The organism is Corynebacterium sp. HS2168-gen11 (assembly GCF_024834075.1).
GTDB lineage: Bacteria > Actinomycetota > Actinomycetes > Mycobacteriales > Mycobacteriaceae > Corynebacterium.
Window position 1 is genome coordinate 1 of record NZ_JANUXR010000005.1, and the last position, 21,257, is coordinate 21,257.

20 protein-coding genes and 1 pseudogene are annotated in these 21,257 nt (G+C 52.8%); 3 read left to right on the plus strand and 18 right to left on the minus strand.

The features are described from left to right. Nucleotides 1-124: 124 nt before the first annotated feature. Both NXS99_RS04590 and guaB read right to left on the minus strand, forming a co-directional pair. A complete protein-coding gene (locus tag NXS99_RS04590) occupies nucleotides 125-1,261 on the minus strand; it encodes a GuaB3 family IMP dehydrogenase-related protein (protein ID WP_259287490.1) in 1,137 nt (378 codons plus the stop codon). Between the two features lie 164 nt (nucleotides 1,262-1,425). Then, nucleotides 1,426-2,946: an IMP dehydrogenase gene (guaB, locus tag NXS99_RS04595; protein WP_259287491.1), complete on the minus strand. Its 1,521-nt coding sequence runs from the start codon at nucleotides 2,944-2,946 to the stop codon at nucleotides 1,426-1,428. 346 nt (nucleotides 2,947-3,292) lie between these two features. Between guaB and NXS99_RS04600 the strand changes: the two genes are divergently transcribed. Beyond that, nucleotides 3,293-3,697: a DUF5319 family protein gene (locus tag NXS99_RS04600; protein ID WP_396124816.1), complete on the plus strand. Its 405-nt coding sequence runs from the start codon at nucleotides 3,293-3,295 to the stop codon at nucleotides 3,695-3,697. A gap of 21 nt (nucleotides 3,698-3,718) precedes the next feature. Here NXS99_RS04600 and NXS99_RS04605 read toward each other — a convergent pair whose 3' ends face one another. Together NXS99_RS04605 and NXS99_RS04610 are read right to left on the minus strand one after the other, a co-directional pair. After that, nucleotides 3,719-4,615, minus strand: coding sequence for a hypothetical protein (locus NXS99_RS04605; RefSeq protein ID WP_259287492.1), 897 nt, complete (start codon nucleotides 4,613-4,615; stop codon nucleotides 3,719-3,721). Then, nucleotides 4,608-5,180 carry a sigma-70 family RNA polymerase sigma factor gene (locus tag NXS99_RS04610; protein ID WP_259287493.1) on the minus strand — a complete coding sequence of 191 codons (573 nt, stop codon included), beginning with the start codon at nucleotides 5,178-5,180 and terminating at the stop codon, nucleotides 4,608-4,610. The genes NXS99_RS04605 and NXS99_RS04610 overlap by 8 nt, the downstream gene beginning before the upstream one ends. Nucleotides 5,181-5,907: 727 nt before the next feature. On the opposite strand from NXS99_RS04610, the pseudogene NXS99_RS04615 reads away from it, so the two are divergent. Continuing rightward, nucleotides 5,908-6,171, plus strand: a pseudogene (locus NXS99_RS04615) (WhiB family transcriptional regulator); the annotation flags it as partial. 1,107 nt (nucleotides 6,172-7,278) lie between these two features. On the opposite strand, the gene groL reads toward NXS99_RS04615, so the two are convergent. From groL to alr, 8 genes are all read right to left on the minus strand, one after another. Then, nucleotides 7,279-8,889, minus strand: a complete 1,611-nt coding sequence (gene groL / locus NXS99_RS04620) for a chaperonin GroEL (protein WP_259287494.1) — start codon at nucleotides 8,887-8,889, stop codon at nucleotides 7,279-7,281. 15 nt (nucleotides 8,890-8,904) lie between these two features. Then, nucleotides 8,905-9,198 carry a co-chaperone GroES gene (groES, locus tag NXS99_RS04625; protein ID WP_259287495.1) on the minus strand — a complete coding sequence of 98 codons (294 nt, stop codon included), beginning with the start codon at nucleotides 9,196-9,198 and terminating at the stop codon, nucleotides 8,905-8,907. 153 nt (nucleotides 9,199-9,351) lie between these two features. Beyond that, nucleotides 9,352-10,413, minus strand: coding sequence for a tRNA (adenosine(37)-N6)-threonylcarbamoyltransferase complex transferase subunit TsaD (gene tsaD / locus NXS99_RS04630; RefSeq protein ID WP_259287632.1), 1,062 nt, complete (start codon nucleotides 10,411-10,413; stop codon nucleotides 9,352-9,354). 1 nt (nucleotide 10,414) lies between these two features. Continuing rightward, on the minus strand, nucleotides 10,415-10,891 hold the full coding sequence (rimI, locus tag NXS99_RS04635) for a ribosomal protein S18-alanine N-acetyltransferase (protein ID WP_259287496.1): 477 nt from the start codon (nucleotides 10,889-10,891) through the stop codon (nucleotides 10,415-10,417). Continuing rightward, entirely contained in the window at nucleotides 10,884-11,624 is a 741-nt protein-coding gene (gene tsaB, locus NXS99_RS04640; protein ID WP_259287497.1) for a tRNA (adenosine(37)-N6)-threonylcarbamoyltransferase complex dimerization subunit type 1 TsaB, read from the minus strand. Before tsaB ends, rimI begins: the two co-directional genes overlap by 8 nt. A gap of 243 nt (nucleotides 11,625-11,867) precedes the next feature. Next, a complete protein-coding gene (locus NXS99_RS04645) occupies nucleotides 11,868-12,371 on the minus strand; it encodes a hypothetical protein (protein ID WP_259287498.1) in 504 nt (167 codons plus the stop codon). Nucleotides 12,372-12,604: 233 nt separating this feature from the next. After that, the gene (gene tsaE / locus NXS99_RS04650) at nucleotides 12,605-13,108 is read right to left on the minus strand and encodes a tRNA (adenosine(37)-N6)-threonylcarbamoyltransferase complex ATPase subunit type 1 TsaE (protein WP_259287499.1); all 504 of its coding nucleotides are present in this window, start codon (nucleotides 13,106-13,108) and stop codon (nucleotides 12,605-12,607) included. A gap of 18 nt (nucleotides 13,109-13,126) precedes the next feature. Continuing rightward, nucleotides 13,127-14,233, minus strand: a complete 1,107-nt coding sequence (gene alr / locus NXS99_RS04655) for an alanine racemase (protein ID WP_259287500.1) — start codon at nucleotides 14,231-14,233, stop codon at nucleotides 13,127-13,129. A gap of 113 nt (nucleotides 14,234-14,346) precedes the next feature. On the opposite strand from alr, the gene NXS99_RS04660 reads away from it, so the two are divergent. Beyond that, nucleotides 14,347-15,177: a dienelactone hydrolase family protein gene (locus NXS99_RS04660; RefSeq protein ID WP_259287501.1), complete on the plus strand. Its 831-nt coding sequence runs from the start codon at nucleotides 14,347-14,349 to the stop codon at nucleotides 15,175-15,177. Nucleotides 15,178-15,559: 382 nt separating this feature from the next. Here NXS99_RS04660 and NXS99_RS04665 read toward each other — a convergent pair whose 3' ends face one another. The 6 genes from NXS99_RS04665 to rplM all read right to left on the minus strand — a co-directional run bounded on the left by NXS99_RS04665 (nucleotide 15,560) and on the right by rplM (nucleotide 21,043). After that, nucleotides 15,560-15,787: a hypothetical protein gene (locus tag NXS99_RS04665; protein WP_259287502.1), complete on the minus strand. Its 228-nt coding sequence runs from the start codon at nucleotides 15,785-15,787 to the stop codon at nucleotides 15,560-15,562. Further along, nucleotides 15,778-17,805 carry a hypothetical protein gene (locus tag NXS99_RS04670; protein WP_259287503.1) on the minus strand — a complete coding sequence of 676 codons (2,028 nt, stop codon included), beginning with the start codon at nucleotides 17,803-17,805 and terminating at the stop codon, nucleotides 15,778-15,780. Before NXS99_RS04670 ends, NXS99_RS04665 begins: the two co-directional genes overlap by 10 nt. Next, entirely contained in the window at nucleotides 17,802-18,095 is a 294-nt protein-coding gene (locus tag NXS99_RS04675) for a hypothetical protein (protein WP_259287504.1), read from the minus strand. The genes NXS99_RS04670 and NXS99_RS04675 overlap by 4 nt, the downstream gene beginning before the upstream one ends. A 320-nt stretch (nucleotides 18,096-18,415) precedes the next feature. Next, nucleotides 18,416-19,759, minus strand: a complete 1,344-nt coding sequence (gene glmM / locus NXS99_RS04680) for a phosphoglucosamine mutase (protein ID WP_259287505.1) — start codon at nucleotides 19,757-19,759, stop codon at nucleotides 18,416-18,418. A 322-nt stretch (nucleotides 19,760-20,081) separates the two neighbouring features. Further along, on the minus strand, nucleotides 20,082-20,603 hold the full coding sequence (gene rpsI / locus NXS99_RS04685) for a 30S ribosomal protein S9 (protein WP_259287506.1): 522 nt from the start codon (nucleotides 20,601-20,603) through the stop codon (nucleotides 20,082-20,084). Beyond that, nucleotides 20,600-21,043 carry a 50S ribosomal protein L13 gene (gene rplM, locus NXS99_RS04690; protein WP_259287507.1) on the minus strand — a complete coding sequence of 148 codons (444 nt, stop codon included), beginning with the start codon at nucleotides 21,041-21,043 and terminating at the stop codon, nucleotides 20,600-20,602. Before rplM ends, rpsI begins: the two co-directional genes overlap by 4 nt. Nucleotides 21,044-21,257 lie beyond the last annotated feature (214 nt).

Sequence of the window (21,257 nt, forward strand, 5' to 3'; positions counted from 1 at the left end):
ATCGTTGACAGCCAGCAACCCGGCGCCGCGCCGCCACCGTCACACCCACCCCTCCCCATCCCGTCTAAACCTGGACATAGAAAAATCCGCCTGACAGTCAATGCCAAGCGGATTTCCTTAATGGTTACATGCTGACGGAAAGATCCACCTTCTGAAAACTCTTCAAGTCACTGTACCCGCACTTCGCGACGGCGCGTCGAATAGCTCCGACGAGGTTTTGCGTACCGAAATTGACTGTGGTCACGTTGCCATGCAGCACAGTTTGCAGCGATGGGAGCTCGCAAGGTTCCTCGCCTGCAAACGCGTCGCGTGGCTGAACTGAGCCGCGTGGGAAGTTCGGATGCGCTAATACTGATGGCCAGTAGAAGCCTTTGCCTGGAGCTTCGGCGGTATTGGCTGCCAGGGAGCCGATCATGAGTGCATCGGCACCACATGCAAGTGCGGTGATCATGGTACCTGCGTGGTCCATTTCGCTTGCGGCTAAAACGTGAACGTAGCGGCCACCGGTTTCATCAAGGTAGTCGCGGCGTGCTGCGGCAACATCGGCAATTGCGGTTGCCATTGCTGGGCTAATTCCTAAGCTCAGGCCGTAATCTTCGACGGTGGAACCAACGATCACGCCTGCGGCGCCGGTACGCATCATGTGCAGCGCGGTGCTGTAGTCGGATACGCCACCGACGATAACTGGAACTTCCAACGAAGAAATGAATTCTTTAAGGTTCAGTGGCTCGCCATTGCTTGCGACGTGCTCAGCGGAAATAATCGTGCCCTGAATGAACAGAATTTCTGCGCCGGCCTTAATCACGATTGGGGCCAGCTCACGAGCACGTTGTGGCGACACGCGCACTGCGACGGTCACGCCCGATTCCCGGATTTCCTTAATACGGCGGACGAGCAATTCTTCTTGAATCGGCGCCGCATGCAATTTCTGCAGCTCCGTCAAATCATCTTCGTTTTCGTCCCAACCCTTAATAAGCGTGTCGATCGCAGCCTGGTAGTCTTCGTGGCGCGCCAGAATACCTTCCGCATTCAAAACACCGAGGCCGCCTTGCTTGCCCATTTCGATAATGAAGTCTGGGCTGCCAATTGGGTCGGTTGGTTCCGTCACGATTGGGAAGTCAAAGGTGTATGCGTCGATATGCCAAGTAGTGTCGACGTCCTTGGATGAGCGGGTGCGGCGCGCTGGCAGCACGCTGACGTCCCGTAGATGGTAGGTACGGCGGGCTTCGCGGCCAATGCCAATGTCAATATAATCGCGCATAGTTGTTCCTTCACAATCAAGCTGCGGCGGATATTACCGTTTAATCCTACTTGATTCGTGTACCCAGGAAAACCTAGCGTTACGACGCTTTCCTGTACCCCAATTTCCTTAATAGGGGCGTTGCTGTGCTCCCCACAACAACGCCCCTATTTTGCCTTCTCGCTTTAACGGTAATTCGGCGCTTCTACCGTCTGCTGGATGTGGTGCGGATGGGATTCACGCAGACCGGCAGAGGTGATTTGCACGAAGCGCGCTTTCTGCAGGTCGGCAATGCTTGCCGAACCGGTGTAGCCCATTGCGGCGCGCAGTCCACCGACGAGCTGGTGGGTGATTGCATCAAGGTTGCCGCGGAATGGCACTTGTCCTTCGATGCCTTCTGGAACCAGCTTGTCTTCGCTCTTGACATCGGCTTGGAAGTAGCGGTCCTTGGAGAAGGAGCGCTTCTCACCGCTTAAGCCGCGACCTTGCATCGCACCCATGGAACCCATGCCGCGGTAGCGCTTGTACTGCTTACCACCAACGACCACAATATCGCCTGGTGCTTCTGCGGTACCTGCCAGCATGGAGCCGAGCATAACCGAGTTTGCACCGGCGGCGATGGCTTTGGCGATGTCGCCAGAGAATTGCATGCCACCATCAGCAATAATTGGCACACCTGCAGCATGTGCTGGTACGGAGGCTTCCATAATTGCGGTGATTTGTGGTGCACCGACACCTGCCACCACGCGAGTGGTACAGATCGAGCCTGGTCCAATACCGACCTTAATGGCGTCGGCGCCGGCTTCGATCATGTCCTTGGCTGCCGCACGGGTTGCCAAGTTGCCGCCAATAATATCGACAGTGCTGCCAAATTCTTTTTGTACCCGGCTGACCATCTCGAGCACGCCGCGGGAATGGGCGTGAGCGGAGTCCACAACTAAGACGTCCACGCCTGCGTCGACAAGCGCGCCGGCGCGTTGGAAGGATTCTTCGCCAACGCCGATGCCAGCGCCAACGAGGAGTCGACCGGAGCCGTCTTTGGCGGCGTTTGGATACTGCTCGGTTTTCACGAAGTCTTTGACGGTGATCAGGCCGGTGAGTTTGCCGTCTGCATCAACGATTGGGAGCTTTTCCACCTTGTAGGTCGACAGGAGGTTCAGCGCTTCTTCCTTGGAAACCCCGGCTGGTGCCACGTGCAGCGGCATTGGGGTCATGGCGGAGGCGACGGTACGACTAAAGTCACGCTCAAAGCGCATATCGCGGTTGGTGATAATGCCCACGAGCTTGCCTTCAGCGTCCACAACTGGCAAACCAGAAATACGATACTTCGCGCACAATGCGTCGACATCGGCAAGGGTCATCTCTGGGGTGGCGGTCACTGGGTCGGTCACCATGCCAGATTCGGAACGCTTGACGATCTCAACATGCGCTGCCTGATCCTCAATCGAAAGGTTGCGGTGCAGCACACCCATGCCACCCTCGCGCGCCATAGCGATCGCCATTCGGGACTCCGTGACGGTATCCATCGCCGCAGAAATAATTGGAATATTTAACGTAATATTGCGTGTGAGCTGGGTAGTTGTGGTCACCTGGGAAGGGATCACATTTGAAGCATCTGGGATAAGAAGAACATCATCAAAGGTTAAACCAACAAGTGAAACCTTGTTTGGATCATCGCCACCGGTGGTAACGCGCTGCGAAGTCATGGGAATTGTCCTCCTGGGGAAATACTATTGTGGAAAAGGGTGAGCATAATCGTCCATGGTAGAAAGTTTTGCCATATACCGGAGCAAAACAAACCACGAGGTTGCTTAATACAGTAGCGCCTGAACGCAAGGTTAGGGAATTTGTGGGCTCTAGGCCACTTTTTTGCTTGACGACGCCATGCGCCACAGCCGCATTCTCAACACACCTAGTTCGCCAAAACCAGCCCACCTATTAAGGAAATCGTGCCGCCACAAAAATTTTTCGGCACGAATTTTAGGACACAATGGTGTTTCGTAGTTTGGTCATCCTTGCTCTTTTAACACTTCACCGCCTAGGGTTAAAAGTGTGAGTCATCATTCAATGTTACCGCCTGATCCATTTGCAGAAGATCCCAACGATCCTGCGACTTTGTTTGAACCCGAAGAAGAATCCGCGCCGACGCTCAATGCGATGGAGTATCTCGGAGTACTACAAGAACTTGAGAAGGTTGACTTCTTAAAATCCTTATTAAAGAAACGCGGTATCGTTGGGTTCACGTACTTCTGCGAAGACTGCGATAACGAACACTATTGCACGTGGGAAATCTATGAGGATAATCTGCATTCTGCTTTAGCAGGCGAACTCGCACCGGTCCACGAACCGAGCGTAGATCCCGACCCAGATGCTTATATGCCATGGGACTATTGCGAAGGTTATCTCGCAGGCTTTACCGACGCCCACGCCGATACTTCTCCCGATATTTCTGAGTAAAACTTTCTTCGACTACAGAAATTACTGGTTTCTAAATTCTTCCGGCACCCGCAGCGGCGCTTCATCAGTTGCCGCTGATGGTTGCTCAGCTTGATTCCGCGCTGGCTGTGGCTGTGCTGCCGGTGTTTGCACTGGTGATGAAGACGACGGTGTTTGCGCTGCCGGTGTTTGCGCTGCCGGTGTTTGCACTGCCGGTGTTTGCGCAGGAGCTACCGGTACCGCCACTGTTGTCACACGTGGTTCTGGCGTAACCGTTACGGTAGACACCACGGTTTCTGGTGCTTGTGTTTGGGTCACGGTGACAGTGGTCGGCACTACAATTTTTTGTGGCTTTTGTTGTGTTGGGGCTTCGTGCAGCTTGCCAACCAATCGCTGTGCCTGCTGCAACAACTGCTGTGTAACTGCAACATCGCCACTACGGGTGTGCGTATTCAGCTGCTCGAGTGTGGTTGCTAATTCCACAACAGTGGCGTTATCACTGTTTTCCGGCCGTGAGAACAATGCTTGACGCACGGCATACAGTGGACTATCTGGATCAGCACCACTGACAAACGCACCACCACCAGCAATCGCTAAGGTGGCAGCGGCTGCTCCTATTAAGCCCGAAGCAAAACGGCCAATAATTGGACGGCGCGAACGAAGCGACACCACTGGCGCCATATCATCAGCAGCACCATCATGGGCTGGAGCATTGTTGTCACTAGGTGCAATGCCAAGTTCGGCAAGAGTCGGTGGCAATGGTGCTTTGGCGGAAACTTCTTCTCGCAAGGCCAAGAGCATCTCAGCCAATGGGTCGTGGCCGTCAGTAGTATCAATACCTAATGAGAGATCAGTGAGGAAGGCGTCGTCGTCAAGCATCTGGGAAAGTTGCTCATTTGCGACGTCCGGACGTCCGGATTCGCGATACCGATTAGCCATCGTATTCACTCTCCTGTTCAACTGCCTGACGCAACGTCGCAAGCGCGCGATGCTGTGCGACACGGATTGCGCCAGGAGTACTACCAATGATCTCTGCTGTTTCTTCAGCAGATAAGCCAACAAACACTCTCAAAATGAGAATCTCGCGAGCCTTATCACTTAATAGATCGAGAAGTTGGCGCGCTCTGTTACTTCCTGCCGCTACCAGCGCTAATGCCTCTGGTGATTCATGCTCGACTGGACTGTCCGGAATCTCATCAGTCGGGTTCGAATAATCCCTAGCGTAAGCCCGATGGGCATCGGCTACTTTATTCGAAGCAATGCCATACACAAACGCCATAAACGGTTTGCCGCGATCAACAAAATTGCCAATCGAATGGGCCACCGCAAAACAGATCTCTTGGGTCACGTCTTCAGGCGTTGGATGTCGCCCTCCCGAGATGCGCGAACGCACATACCGCAACACAATCGGATGAATAATCGCAATCACACGCTGCAGCGCACGGTGATCACCATCGCTGGCGCGTGGCACAAGCTGTGCCAGTTGCTGCTCAGTATCTCCCATGCATTTCAACTTTCATCTGAATCGGTGCGGGTGCAATTTCACGAACAAGATTGGTCGAAACCAATTTCACAGTTAGGTTCAGGTCGGAATCAGTCCCGAACTCAGCATACGCTTCATCTTCAACTCAACGCCGGACTCTTTGCAGACCGACGGTGGCCTACAGGTTGTAAGCAACATGAATTATCCTACCGTTGCTTGCAGAACTTAGGAACTTCCTATTAAGAAAATCGACGCCTAGGATGATGCGCCAAACACCCAGAAGCTCGCTGCCGTGGAATTTAACCATAGCAAACAGATTTGTTGCGCGAGGTTACAGCAAGGCGTCGTCAAGCACGTGGCGCGTGGATAGTTGGCATCATTTCACGGGTGCGATCACGTGACACCGGGGAAATAATTTTTATGCGAAAACGATGCAGGAAACAACACACTTTCCATGAAAATAATTATCAATAATTGAGCATTTTTCGTGTGCATACCCTCTAGCAATGGGATTACGCATCGCGAATATAATTCATTTTCCGTTTTTGGGAACCAAAAAGTGCTGAAAAAAGTCTAATAACAATAGAGAGCACATTTGCAATACTCCGCAAAGGCGTTCTCGCAGGCAAAACCACACGCAACCACACGCAACTCAGCGCACGCGATCATAACCGGCCAATGGATGATTGCGCACCGCCGCTCCCCCGTGCAACATTGGTCACTCGAGTTCAAGAGAGGAAATATTTACATGGCAATACTGGAATATCCGCAAGAACCAGCCGATTTTAGCTGGCAAAAGCAAGCAGCTTGCCGTAATGACCATATTGACAATTTTTTCCATCCAGACGATGAGCGTGGACGGACTCGTCGCATTCGAGAACTTCGCGCAAAATCCATCTGCCGACAGTGTCCAGTGCTTCGTGAGTGCCGCAAGCATGCACTGATCTATCGTGAACCTTACGGGATTTGGGGCGGCATGACTGAAACCGAACGCACAAAGTACCTCTACCGCCTGCGTATTCGCCAGCGTGCAGCTCGCGTAGAAGCGGAACAGCAAGCCAAAACTAAGCAGGCAAATGAGCTCAAAAGTGAGCTTATCGACGCCGCAGATGCTACCTCGGCTCGTGCGGTTGATGCCAATGGTGCTGCTGCATGCGCTGCCGAGAGCACTGGCGCTATGCAAGCCAAGGAAACTGGTACTACCGGCACAACGCGATCATCGTGTCGGCCGAGTCGACGCAAGTATCAACCGAGCCAGGCAGATGAACTCTGCCTGGAGCGTTGGAGAATCACTCAAGAAGCCGACAAACTTCGCGCGCAAGCCCGTGCGCAACAACGAGCTGCACGGGCACAAGCAGCTCAAGAACGAGCAGCGCAAGCACAACAATCGGGTGCGAACCTCGAGGTCGACGAACTCGAGAGCGATGATCTCATCTTCATCGAACCGGATCTCCTCGATCAAGAGCTGATGGAATATGATTTCTTGCCATCACCGCGTCGGAAACCTCAGCAGCCGCAACCAGGTGATCGGGAATCAGGAGACCCGAAACCGCAAGTCCCACAGCCGGAGAAACCCACGCCAAGCCCGCCGCAGCCGGCAGAGTCCAGCGCGCGAATGGCAGAGTCCAGCGCGCGAACTGCAGAAATGTGCCCACAGCCAGCGGAGTCGCCCGAACATAGCACTGCAGCGCCAATCTCGAAACGGCGCGCGCTCAATCCGAATGCTCCGAGGCGCCGCATTCGCAAGCAGCGGCCGCAGATCACTGAGCCTCATTAGGCCCTGAGACCAACGAAGCAGTCATATCGCTTGTACAGATGTAAAGGAGGCGCATATTCGTTCGAGTCCCAAACCCTGTTATTCATCAATGTTCTAAAACTCCACTCCTAGAACATAATTGCAGTCGACTGCTACCGTTTTCGGCTGCCGCGATGCCAAAACCCTCACTGGCAAACCTTGTATCAGGAACATGTTTGTCAGCGAGGGCTTTGGAAGAAACTGCACAACCTACAAATTACAGGCATTATCTGCAAATCGCAGGCATAAGCTCGAAGCTACAGGCACACCTTCCGGTCTTTGAGTACCACATGCCGTGCCCGTAGCAACACTATTAGTGCTGAGTTAGTGCTGATGTCCTCGAGCAGGAGCTGCCGGAGCAGCTGGCTTTTCCACAACCGATGCTTCAGTTGTCAGAACCATACGTGCCACCGAAGTTGCGTTCACAACAGCTGAGTGCGTCACCTTGACTGGATCAATGATGCCTTGTTCCAACAAATTGCCGTATTCCAAGGTCGCAGCATTAAAGCCTTCACCATTGCCAAGTTCTGTAATGCGCGCCACAACAATTGCGCCATCCAGACCAGCGTTATCAGCAATCCAATATGCTGGCTTACGCAATGCACGAGCAAGTGCGATCACGCCTACCTTGGCATCGCCTTCAAACTCATTGGCATATTCTTGCAGTTCAGCTGCGATCTGTACCAGCACCGAGCCGCCACCTGCAATCACGCCTTCTTGCGCTGCAGCACGTGCGGCGTTAATTGCGTCTTCAACGCGAAGCTTGCGCTCAGAAACTTCCGTTTCCGTTGCCGCGCCGACCTTAATAACGGCCACGCCACCAGACAATTTCGCCAGGCGCTCTTCTGCCTTCTCGCGGTCCCATGCGGAATCCGTCGTCGCAATTTCGCGGCGAATATGCTCGCGACGCTGCTCAAGATCCTCTTGGCTACCAGCGCCATCAACGATAATGGTCTCGTCCTTGGTTACAGTTACCCGGCGCGCGGAGCCAAAGACTTCCATGCCGGCTTCTGCCATCGTCACGCCCACTTCAGGATCAATCACAGTAGCACCGGTGACCACTGCAAGGTCATCCATAAACGCTTTACGACGCTCACCAAAGTACGGAGCCTTGACAGCCACAGCGTGCAAAATCTTGCGGATAGAGTTGACAACCAATGCCTGCAGTGGCTCGCCTTCAACGTCTTCTGCAATGATCAGCACTGGCTTGGAAGCTTCAACAACTTTTTCCAGCAGTGGCAAAAACTCTGGCAAAGAAGAAATCTTATTCCGTACCAGCAGCACCAACGTGTCTTCTAATACGGCCTTTTGTGAATCCAGGTCAGTGATGAAATATGGCGAGAGGAAGCCCTTTTCAAACGAAACACCTTCGGTAACATCCAAGGTGGTCTGAATTGACTGGGATTCTTCAACAGACAGCACACCGTCTTTGCCAACTTTTTCCATCGCTGCAGCAACCATGTCGCCGACTTCGCTATCACGCGAGGAAACCGTTGCCACATTCGCAATATCAGCAGCTGATGCAACGTCTGTTGCACGCTCCTTCAGCTTTGCAACCACTAATTCAGCACCCTTGGCAATACCGCGGTTAAGCTCAATTGGGTTCGCGCCTGCTGCTACGTTGCGCAAACCTTCCTTAATAAGGGCTTGGGCTAGCAGGGTCGCCGTCGTCGTTCCATCACCAGCAAGATCGTTGGTCTTTACCGCTACGGACTTCACCAGCTGCGCACCGAGGTTCTCGAATGGGTCAGCCAGATCGATGTCGCGCGCAATGGTCACGCCGTCATTGGTGACAGTTGGAGATCCAAATGCCTTGTCGAGCACCACGTTGCGGCCACGTGGGCCGAGGGTGACCTTCACGGCGTCGGCAAGCGCGTCGATGCCTTTGAGAATTCCCTCGCGTGCTTCTTGATCAAATGCGATCAGCTTTGACATAAGTGTCCTTGACCTTTAGTTTTCGATGATTGCAAGTACGTCGCGGGAGTTGAGCAGCAAGTACTCTTCGCCGTTGTACTTCAGTTCGGTTCCGCCGTACTTGGAGAATACAACGGTGTCGCCAACCTTAATGTCCATTGGTACGCGATCGGCACCATCGAGACGACCTGGACCTGCAGCTACAACAACGCCCTCTTGTGGCTTCTCTTTCGCAGAGTCTGGAATAACAAGACCGGATGCAGTCGTGGTCTCTGCTTCCTTAATCTGGATGAGAATACGGTCTTCAAGTGGCTTGATATTCACGGCCATGAGAATCTCCTTCTAAAGAATTGCTCGTTTACTGTGCACTAGATTACATAATAACGGGTTACAGAAACCGTCGTTAGGCACTTTACCCGCGTGTTGTGCCAGCCTCAAGCTTCAACGCTATTAGCGAACACAACAATCCTGCACGCATTGCTATTAAGAGCTTATCGACGCGCTCACCAGGGGAATCTCTACTTCCAAAGAAGAATCCGTTCCCACCGCAAAACCAGAAGGCTTTGCACCTTCATGGATTAATTGACACCCTAAGGCGGCAATCATCACGCCGTTGTCCGTGCAAAGTTTGAAACTTGGCACGCGTAGCTCAATGCCGGCTGACGTACAGCGTCGTGAAGCAAGCTCGCGCAATCGTGAATTTGCAGCCACGCCACCGCCTAGCAGCAGTACCTTTGCGCCGGTGTCCTGGCAGGCGCGCACTGCCTTTGCCGTGAGCACATCGCAAACCGCCTCCTGGAACGAAGCGCACACGTCCTCGAGCGAAATGACTCTTTGTTCGCGCTCGGCTTGCTCCACATAACGCGCAACGGCGGTTTTCAAACCAGAAAAACTAAAATCGTGACAGTGCGGGCCGCGTAAATCTTCCGCTTTGCTTAATGCGCGCGGAAAACGAATCGCCTTCTTATCACCAAGCTGTGCCAACTTATCGATCACCGGACCACCTGGATACCCCAAGCCCAATAGGCGCGAGACTTTGTCATATGCCTCGCCTGCTGCATCATCAAGGGTGGAGCCAAGCTCGCGCATCGGCTTGCCAACCGCGTCGACCTCCAGCAGCTGCGTATGCCCGCCAGACACCAGCAACGCCACCGAATGCGGCAACGACTCGCCTTCGAGGTTCGCGACTGCCACATGTCCGCCTAGATGATTCACACCATAAAATGGCACTCCCCAAGCGGCAGCATATGCCTTCGCCGCCGAAGCACCCACCAACAACGCGCCTGCAAGACCAGGGCCAACAGTTGCAACCACAACGTCAGGTTTCTGAATACCGGCCTGGGCTAACGCCTGCTGCATCACCGGCTGCATCGCCTCTAAATGCGCGCGCGATGCAATCTCTGGAACCACGCCACCAAAGCGGGCATGCTGCTCCATTGAGGAAGCGACGCTATCAGCAAGGACTTCCATGCTGCCGTCTTCGTGCAGGCGGATGATGCCGACACCGGTTTCGTCACAAGAGGATTCAATCCCGAGCACGATCATCTTATTGTTCACTCTTTCTTTGTCGAATCATTGTATAGGCATCAGCGCCACTGGGCTGATAGTAATTTCGGCGCAGGCCGATCTGTACGAAGCCGTAGCGTTGGTAGAGGGAAATTGCGGGGGTGTTGTCGTGGCGGACTTCCAAAAAGATCGGCCCATTAAGGAAATCGGCTCGCTGGGTAATTTCATCCATCAGCAAGGTTGCAACGCCGCGTCGCTGGTAGGCCGGATCAACCCCAATGGTATGGATTTCCATTTCTTCAGCACCAGCTGGCCCCATCGTTGCAATGCCGACGTAGCCGATAATCACTGTCGGATCCGCAGCCTGATCCACTACGCCGAGATACACCGTATGTGGCTGGGAGAACTCCGCGAGAAAATCTTGCCGTGTCCAAGGATTTTCCCCAATAAAAAGGAGTTGTTCTAGCTGCGCCAAACGATCAGCGGCATCGTTGCCTAATTCAACCAGCTTAAACATTGTGTGTGACAGTTGTTGGCGGCGCTGGGATGGCCGAGCTTTGTGGTTGAGGCTTGGGTTCCTTGGCGTCCGGGCGTCGTAAGTAAAGGGGTTCGAGAGGGCCTGGCTGCTGGGAGAAATCCGCCACCGCTATTAAGGAAATTGCGCTTGGGCTAACTGATACATGCGGCACGTCGGCAAGGGTTGCAGGCAATTTCTCGTGCAGCGCATCTGGGATGTTTACGCAGGATACGTCGGTTAAGCCGTGATCCGATGCCTCACCTGGCTCGCCGAGTTTGCCCGGCGCGCAAACTTCAGGTCCACGTGTGAGAACGCCGTGCTCGTAGGACGACCAATAAATTTCTTTGCGACGCGCATCGGTTGCAACAATCATCTTGTCGCTTACCATATTGGTGGTGGTTGCAATTTCGTAGGCGATCGCGTCGTGTGTTGCTACCCCATAGACGGGGATGCCGAGTGCGTCGCCAAACGCAGCGGCAGTTGCCATGCCCACGCGCAGGCCAGTGAAAGGACCTGGACCGCAACCGACAACGATTGCTGCTAAATCAGCAAATTCGAGCTTCAGCGTAGCCAAAAGCTCCTGCACGGTTGGCACCAAGACCTCATTATGCGCGCGTGCATTGCGCACAATTGTTTCGGCCAGCGTGACTGAGGCTTTTACGTTCGTTGGATCGTGACGGACAATGCCGACGACTAACTCCGGTGTTGCGGTATCAATGGTGAGAATGAGCACGGTGTTTAAGGGTAGTCGGCAAAGAATAAACACACAAAAGGCACTTGGAATATACCTGCTACGAATATTCCAAGTGCCAATTCTTCACAACGCACCACGTTGCGGAGTTTCTGCCGCCAGCCGTTGTAATTAAGCAAGCCGATCGCTGGCTTCTGAGCTAGGGCCGGGGGCGGGGCTTCCTTGCCGGGTGCCGGGACGGTAAGCATCGGGCCAGGTGCCAAGCGCACCTCGCGCGCAAACGATCTAGTTTGCCAGCATCCAGCTGTGTGTTTCCTCATTTTGCACTAGCCAACCTACTGGCTCTACAAAGCGGACTGGGGCAGGCTGAGAACATAGGTCGATCACTGATTGGTCGAAACGCTGGGTCTTAACTTCCGTAATGGTGATGTTTTGGCCAGACTGTTCCAAAGCGAAAGACATCAAGTAGTTTTCACCTTCTGGAATTTCACCGCTTGGCAGTTCTGCAACATGCTTTGGTTCGAGCGCTAGGTTTTCGATCAGCATGTCTTTAGTTGCACCTGGGCAAACAACGAGGCTTCGCGCAAATTGATCACCATAGAGTTCTTGCCAGGAAACACCCACAACCTTACGATGCTGCTGGGATGCCGCGTGTAAGAAACGTTCTAATGATCCAGTGGTTGTCAGTGGACGGGCAGTCATGCTGCTGACGACCATAATTGCGACAAATGCGATCATTGCGGTAACGCCTACTGCAATGATGCCGCGGCCACGTGCTGTCAATTCCATGATTCTCCAAAATACAATCGTGCGCACACAAGTACGCACAATGCGTGACTTCTATACAACGAACACTAATAACCCTGTCATTCTACGCTTGTTGCGCCAAGTTCCTGCAATTCACTACCAAATCCAGGCACGTGCGTAGCTGACTGGCGCTCGCACCAACGCCCGAACATCAACGCTTGCACACCACCTGCATTGCTCACCCCTATTGCAATGCGGTGGACAAGACAGCGTCGTCAAGCATCGGTGGCAGTAACCCACTGCCAGGAAATAATTCGTGCTTCGGAAGTCGGGTCGGCCTGCACTGCAGTTTCGCGGTCAAAGTGGATCGTAAGGTACGTATCGGCAATGGCTTCTACTAAGCCACCACCCCACTCGGCTACCACAACAGCGTCTTCAAGCTCGGTATCCAGGTCGAGGGAATCAAGTGCACCCATTGCCTGGCTGGGATCGTTGTCTTCGCCTAAGAGTCGGTAAGCATCAACGTGGATAAGCGTCGGGCCGCCTATTAAGGAACGATGCTCGCGCGCAATTACAAACGTTGGGCTCGTGACACGGCCTTTGACCTGCATACCTTGCGCCAACCCTTGCGTAAACGTGGTTTTACCAGCACCTAACGGGCCGTCCAAAATCACCACGTCACCAGCTTCTAACGCAGCCCCTAACGACGCGGCAAATGTTTGCGTATCTGCCGCAGTTTCAAGACGCAGGCTACCAGTGGCAGGAAAGGAAGATTGCATAACCGGATTCACTCCTTATTAATGGCGTTCTACATAGCGGCGAACTGTGCGCCCAGCTGGACGACACACCAGCTCATAATGAATGATTCCCATTCGTTGTGCAAGCTCAGCGACACTTTGGCCACCCTGCCCAAAAATCACCACTGGCATTCCAGCGCTCACCTGATGCGGATTTGCGCCAAGCCACACCACAATTTGATCCATGCAAACCCGCCCAACCTGCGGATATCGCTGCCCATCAATCGTGACCTCCAAATGGCCTTGCGTCGCGCGCGACAAACCATCGGCATATCCAACCGGGATGACCGCATACATCCCATCTTCTGGTGCTCGCCAGGTAAAGGAATAGCTGACTCCTTCGCCCTTTTGCACACGCTTGACGACGAGCACCGTGGAACGCCACGAGATGGCCGGAATAAACCCAAAGGTGTGTCCTCCGATTGGTTCATAGCCATAGAGCGTAATACCAGCGCGGACCATTTCATGGCGATATTCAGGCCGGCTCATTCCCGCAGCAGAATTGGCAATATGATTCTGCGGTACTGCCAACCCAGCTTCTCGTGCAGCGGAAATGAAGCGCGTGAATTCAGCTCCTTGCAGGTCAGTAGTAGAATCTGTGAGATCATCAGCACAGGCAAAGTGCGACATCAAACCGGTAACTTCAAAGTTTTCAAGATCGGCCAAGATGGTACACACCTGCGAAAAGTCTTCCCAAGACACACCAGAGCGATGCAAGCCTGTCTCAACTTTAATCACACCTCGTGCTTGTACCTGCGGATGCTCGTGCAGATAGGTGGCAAGAGCGGTTGCATGTGCAACACTGACAATCGCAAGATCAATCCGGGACGCCAACGCTTGAGCAAAATCTTGCTCAGGTGACCAGATCCAGCACAAAATATCGGCTTGAATCCCAGCCTCACGAAGCTCAAAGGCTTCTGCTAAGGTGGCAACTCCTAACGCTGCTGCTCCATGTTCCAGCATGGTTGTTGCCACTTGCACAGCGCCATGATTATAGCCATTGGCTTTCACCACCGCCATGAGTTTGGCTGGCGCAATGCTACGGGCAACGTGTTCAGTATTTGTAGCAATCGCATGAAGATCGACCACCATTTCGAGCAAATCCATATCCCACATTGTGCCACTAATGACACAAATTGTGAGCAGTGCCGCTTAATTATCGCAAACTTCTTTGCCACTGGACTCTCTGTCGCGATACTTTTTCGACTACGCTTATAGGCGTGGCTGATAATATCTCTAAGCAAATTTCCAAGTATGCAAAACGTGGACCGCACCGAGTGCTCATCGGAGATCTCGATTATGCAGGTCTGACCGGAAAAGTGTATACCCCTGCTGAAGGCAAAGCGCTCCCAGCAGTCGTGTTTGCCCATGACTGGCGCACAGACATTAAGGCATATCATGCCACATTGCGTCACTTAGCCAGCTGGGGCATTGTTGTTGCAGCACCCAATACCGAGCGCGGTATTGAAGCAAATCATCGAGGTTTTGCTTCAGATATCGAAACCTCTTTACAAATATTAACCGGCGTGCGCCTAGGAGCTGGCAAAATTTCAGTTTCCCCAAGCAAACTCGGCATCGTCGGACATGGCATGGGTGCAGGTTGCGCGGTATTAAGTGCGCTTGGACGCGGCGATCAGCTCCAAGCCATCGTCGCCGCTTTCCCATCAAAGGTCTCACCTTCCGCTGAACACGTTGCCATGAAATTGACTGTTCCAGCAATGGTTATTGGTTCCGATACCTTCCCAATTTTCGATTACGGTAGCGCACCGTTGCTTGCCCATGTGTGGAAAGGTCAAGCTGTGTACCGCGAGCTGAAAGGTGTCAGCCACGATGATCTTGCCGAAAAGACCACATTCAAGCTATTTTCCAATTTGGGTAAAGCTGCTCATCGTCGAGAAGATATTCGCGGCTTGATCACTGGCTATTTGCTGGCGACCTTGGAGAATAATCGCAAACTCAGCGGTTTTACTGATCCCGATGCTGAGGCCAAGATACTGCAGAGTTTTAGCGGCGTTGCTTTGCAGAAAAAAGCACATCCGGAAATGTCCTAACGCTTGACGACGCCACGATCACCGGCACTCGAGTGCCAATGCGGCACTGCGGTTGGAGGTGATCGTGGTGCTGTATGTAGAAGTGCACTTTACCAATGCACGCCACCGTCTCGTGCATGTATGAATGTGCTGGTGACGGTTGCGAATGCTGGTAGGAATACCGGAGTAGAACGCGCGTTAGCCAACAAGATTGCCGAGATGAAATAATCTTCCACAAACAGCTAGGAGCGACGTTTAATCACGTCTCGCGTTCGGTCGGGTTCGGTCGCGCCTGGTCGCGTCTGACCATCAGCCACACTCAGTGTTCAGCCACATCTATGCTCGCCAGCGATCGTTGAGCTATCTCTCCAACAAGATCTGCTGGCGATTCGATGCACCTTCATTACAGCTTCACTTGTTGCAAAATGCTGCATTTTGACGGTGCGGTAGGTATCGTCGCCACTTGGATCGGCGCTGCTCGTGACCCACGTTGTGCAGTGCGAATGCCATGTTGTTGTTCCATGCGTTGCATATGTCGTTTGACCTCTTGCACTACTTTTTGAAATTCCTCCAGAGTGCGCTGCGAATTGCTGCGCATCTCCGCTAAAAATTGTTCATACGCTAACGCCATTGTCCAGCCTTTCGCAGTTTCAGTGGAAGTACACTTGATGAATTCGACATCGCATGCGAAGCTCCAGATGCCTGCCCAGGTGCCGTTTGAGCTGCTGGAACACATTGTGTGACATGCGAACGCTGTTGAATCAATGGCGGTGCATGATGCAACTGCATCGGTGCAGGAGCAGGCGCAGGCGCACTAGTTTTCCGCACTCCCATCGCAGGCGCAGCTACAGGCGCTGGTGCATGCCCTGCTGCTGGGCTATGTGTGCCACCGTTATGAAGCGGTGGCGAATGATGTGCGACAGGCGCTTGCGTCGGCTGCGTAGAGCATGCCGATGATGTCGATGACAGATCGTGTGGTGCAGGCGGCAACTCATGTGATGCCGCTGGCACGACCGCGGGTGGCAACGGGATCTGACCAGGTACTATCGCATGAATGTGTTGTTGCGCAATCTGAACAAGTTGATTCCAGCCATGCTCTAAATGCTTGACAATTACCCCCACGCCTTCGACAATTGCCTGGATCGAGGCCACGCTTTGATGCACGTGCTTGACAATTTCAAGGACTGTCTTCCAGGAAAAATCACATTTCGATGCTCCACTAGATCCCGTGTGCCCACCTGCGGCGTCGTCAAGCTTATCGTCGCTGGTATCGCACTTGCGTTCATCTTTGGCTTTATCAGTATCAGCCTTGTGAGTTTCTTCGCAACCATGTTCAGGATTTGGTTGCTCACCTGCGTTTTCCTTCTTGGCGACTTCAGATTCGGTGGCACAATTTTCAGTTTGCGCGCTTGACGACGCCTGTCCGCTGGTCTTGTTCGATCCAGCATGATCTGGCTTCGAGCAATTCTCAGACGCATTCGGCTCATGCGATATGTGCGCCTTCGTCGGATCGCTTATCCCAGATTCTTTCCACTTTGGAACACCAGGCAGATTCGGTCGCGATATTCGCTCAGGTGGCAGCTGTTTCTCTGCGTCAGAGTTTCCTGCGCCAACACACGATCCTGCTGCGTGTCTTCCTCCGCTTGGCGTCAAGCCCTTGCCACTCGGCGCGAACTTTGGTGTGCTACTTGTGCTACCTGTACGACCGGCGCTGCCGCCGCTACCACCGCCGCCTGCGCGAACTGGTGGTTTGCCAGGCGCTGGGAAGCTTCCCTGAGCATGTGTCGCAGCTGGTAGTTGATCAGCTGCTTGAGCTGGCATATATTGGCTACTCCCAGTAACTTTCATCGAAGTACCTGCTGCCTGCGTTGGTGCCATCGCCAGTGCACCCTGGCCTGTGCCTCCTCCTCCGCTGTTGCCTACGCCATTGTTGCCTACGCCGCTGTGGCTTCCTCCGCCACGACTTGCCCCAAGCGCCAAAGATTCCTGACTCGTCCCAGTATGTCCATCAGGGCTACACGCTGCTGGCAGTGTCGCCAATTCTTTAGATTGCAAAGCCTCTAGCAGTTCCAACAGCACTAAGAGACACTTCATAATCAATTTTTCACGCTGCGTACAAATATTCTGCAACTGTGACAACGCACTTGTAATAACCCTCTCGCCTTGCGCCACACACATCCGAAAGTCGTCTGGATACTCCCGCTCATCAATGTGAGCCATCACTTGCACAATTTCATCAATGCTACTGGCCACCTGTTGTGCAATATCACACGCCACCTGCGATGATTGCGTATGAATTTCCCGCAACGCACAAGCCGAATCCTGGGAATGCTGTTCAACTTCCAGCGCATCATCATCACTGCTAGACGCGTCGAAAAGCATTTCCGTGAGCTTTTCTCCAATCATCCCAGCCGCAACATCTTTTAACGCATCAAGCACAAATTCGCTAAGTTTTGACCAAAACCCCTTGCCTTTGCTTTTCGACGCTACCTGATTTGCAGTTGTCACCAAGGCTTCTGGTTCAAATTTTTCATCGACTCCAAATTCACCTGCCACGTCCGAGACATCCGGAGTGCTATATTGCCCATTGGAGGCCGATGACAGTGTTGTAGCTGCTAATAACAGCAGATCAAGAGCATATTTCATCACAATCTCCCCAGATCCATTGCAATATCTTCATTCGTTGCGATGAATGTCTTGACATCTTTTACAGCCTGCTGCAACACCACATCGGCACGATAATGGGTATTCAAACGACGATCATAAAGCTTGAGATAGGCCTGACGAATCTGGTCAAGTTGTGCAGAAAACTTGTTCCCCAAAGCATCATTGTCGAGCACTTGCGGCTGGAAGCTGCGCAGCGTCTCGTGTTGTTTGGCCACAGAATGTTGCATCTTCGATAATGCCGCAACAACAGCTGTGGAAAGTATTAAAGCCATAAATAGTCCCCCTTGAAGCTGCAAGTATGCTTGCAGAATCCGAACAATTACGCAGGTATTTTCCTCGTATATGTATTGGACTGTTTTGCGGCCAATTTGGTTCCCGAGACGCAAAACGACCCCTTCTTGCAGATGCAACAAGGGGTCGAGAAAGGAAATGCTACGGGCCGACACCGGCTGAGAGTGCGGCAAGGGCCGTAAGCAGTCAGCATCGCGCTAGCTGCAAGGGCCGCTGATGGAACGCTTGAGCGGACGCCACGTAGGTACCGCAGATATGCAGCAGCAGTGCACAAACCACTGCAACTGGCAGATGCTGTCGGTTAAATATTGGCTACAACGGCAGCAAGTTTACCGGCGATGCGACGCGAATCTTCCTCTGACTGCGCTTCAACCATCACGCGGAATAATTCTTCCGTACCGGATGCGCGAAGTAATACACGGCCTTTTTTGCCTAACTCATCTTTGGCCATTTCCATCGCCGCTAATACATCTGGGTGATCAGCAATGATCGTTTTATCCGAAACCGGCACGTTAATCAGCACCTGCGGCAATACAGTCATAGCAGAGGCTAAGGTCGCCAACGAAAAATTGGTTTCAGCCATGCGCGACATCAAGGCTAAGCCAGTGAGAATGCCGTCGCCGGTAGTGCCGTAATCAGGCAAGACGATATGTCCGGATTGTTCACCACCGAGCGAATAACCGCCTTCATTTAAGTCTTCCAGCACATAGCGGTCACCGACTTGAGTGGTACGCAGTTCAATGCCTGCTTCTTCCATCGCCAAGTGCAAACCAAGATTACTCATCACCGTCGCAACAAGGGTTGATTTGCGCAGTTCGCCGTTTTCTTTCATCGCCAAGGCCAAAATTGCCATGATTTGGTCGCCATCAATGATCTCACCGTTGCTATCAACCGCAAGGCAGCGATCCGCGTCACCGTCGTGTGCAAGTCCAAGATCGGCGCCATACTTCGCCACCGCAGCTTGGATTTTATGCATATGAGTAGAGCCGCAGTCTTCATTAATGTTGTAGGTATTCGGCTCATTGTGAATAGCAATGACCTTTGCCCCAGCTTTTTCATAGGCAAGTGGCGCAACTGTTGATGCGGCTCCATTGGCGCAATCGACGACCACCGTAATGCCATCAAGATTACGTGGCATTGCCTCTGCCAAATGATCCAGATAGTGCTGTTGCGCATCAGTTGCTTCTTCAATGATACGTCCCACACCGTGACCAGTTGGGCCGGTTTCTTCCAGATCATTCATCATCTGTTCGATCTGGTCTTCCACAGCATCTGGAAGCTTATGACCACCTTTAGAAAAGAACTTAATACCATTATCCGGCATTGGGTTATGCGAAGCTGAGATCATCACACCCATATCAGCGCCATAAAATTCCGTCAGGTAGGCAACTGCTGGTGTTGGCAATACACCAACACGCAAGACATCCACACCTCGGCTAGCCATGCCAGCAGCTAGTGCGGCAGCAAGCATTTCACCAGAAACACGCGGGTCACGCCCAATTACAGCAAGCGGACGACGCTTCGACGATCGAATTCCGGACGTCAATACTTCTGCTGCTGCAGCGCCTAAGCGGAGTGCGAGTCCAACAGTGAGAGAATCATTTGCCAAACCGCGTACACCGTCGGTACCAAAAAGTCGTGTCATAGTTCTTTCTTTGAAATCATCGTAAGTGGTATCTTCTCCACAATAGTCGCCGCAGCAGACCTGTGGATAGTGCCTAGCCTAAGAATCAAAAGGTTTTATCCCAACCTCACGATACACTGCTGGCTATATGTTGAGTATCGCAACAGGTCCAACATTTGTGTTTGCGAGAATAAGTCAAGCTTTAAACTTCGAGCAAGGTATGCTTATCGACGCCACGGTGGTTGTCGTACGTGACGCAAAGCGACATTCGAGATGAACAAAAACAACCGCTTGGTTGTTTCCAACAAGGAAAGCCAAGCGGTTGTAATGCAAGTAATAAAGCTTAACGCTTCGAGTACTGTGGAGCACGACGTGCCTTGTGCAGACCCGCCTTCTTGCGCTCAACTGCACGAGCGTCACGAGTCAAGAAGCCAGCCTTCTTGAGTGCAGCACGCTCTGCAGGGTTGTAGATGTTCAATGCACGAGCGATAGCCAAACGGAAAGCACCTGCTTGACCGGTTGGGCCACCACCAACAAGGTTTGCATGGATATCGAACTGACCATCACGGTTCAGCAATACCAATGGAGCCTTGATCAGCTGCTGGTGCAGCTTATTTGGGAAGTACTCTTCCAAGGTGCGGCCGTTGCAGATGAACTGGCCGGAACCTTCGACGAGACGTACACGAACGATGGCGCGCTTACGGCGACCAACGGTCTGAATTGGGCCTTCGTGAAGGACTGGAGCAGCAACCTCTACCTCAGACTCGACAGCAATTGCCTCGCCAATGGTGTTGGTGAATTCTTCGGTTGCAGCTGCAGCAGCTGCTTCTGCATCGAAGTTGTCGTTTACGTTCTGATCGGTCACTGGGCCACCTGCTTGATCTCGTAGGTCTCTGGCTTCTGAGCAGCGTATGGGTGCTCAGAACCGGCGAATACGTGTAGCTTCTTCACGGATGCACGGCTCAGACGGTTGTGTGGCATCATGCCGCGGATGGATTCCTCAACAACGCGCTCTGGGTGCAGCTCGAGGGAACGACCCAGGGTCATGGTCTTCAGACCACCTGGGTAACCGGAGTGACGGTAACGGAACTCGCGGTCACGCTTGTTGGAAGAAACATGTACCTTGTCAGCGTTGATGATGATCACGTGGTCACCACAGTCAACGTTTGGTGCAAAAAGTGGCTTGCCCTTGCCGCGGAGAAGGTCAGCTGCGGTTACAGCCAAGCGACCCAAAACCACGTCAGAGGCATCAATGACATACCACTTACGGGTGATGTCACCGCCCTTTGGGTGATAAGTAGACACTATTGACTCCTTAATAAGTCTGTCTAGAACTGCCAGCCAGATGCGTGTAAAGACAAACCCTTTGGCGGCCGGTGGAGACCCAAAGAATGTCAGTGCTGCAACTATCAAAATAGATGCTTTACACACACAGAAATTCGATTCTATTACATCTCTAGACCCATTGCAATCTTTCACCCATGCTGATTACGGTACGGACATGGTGTGTCATGGTTTC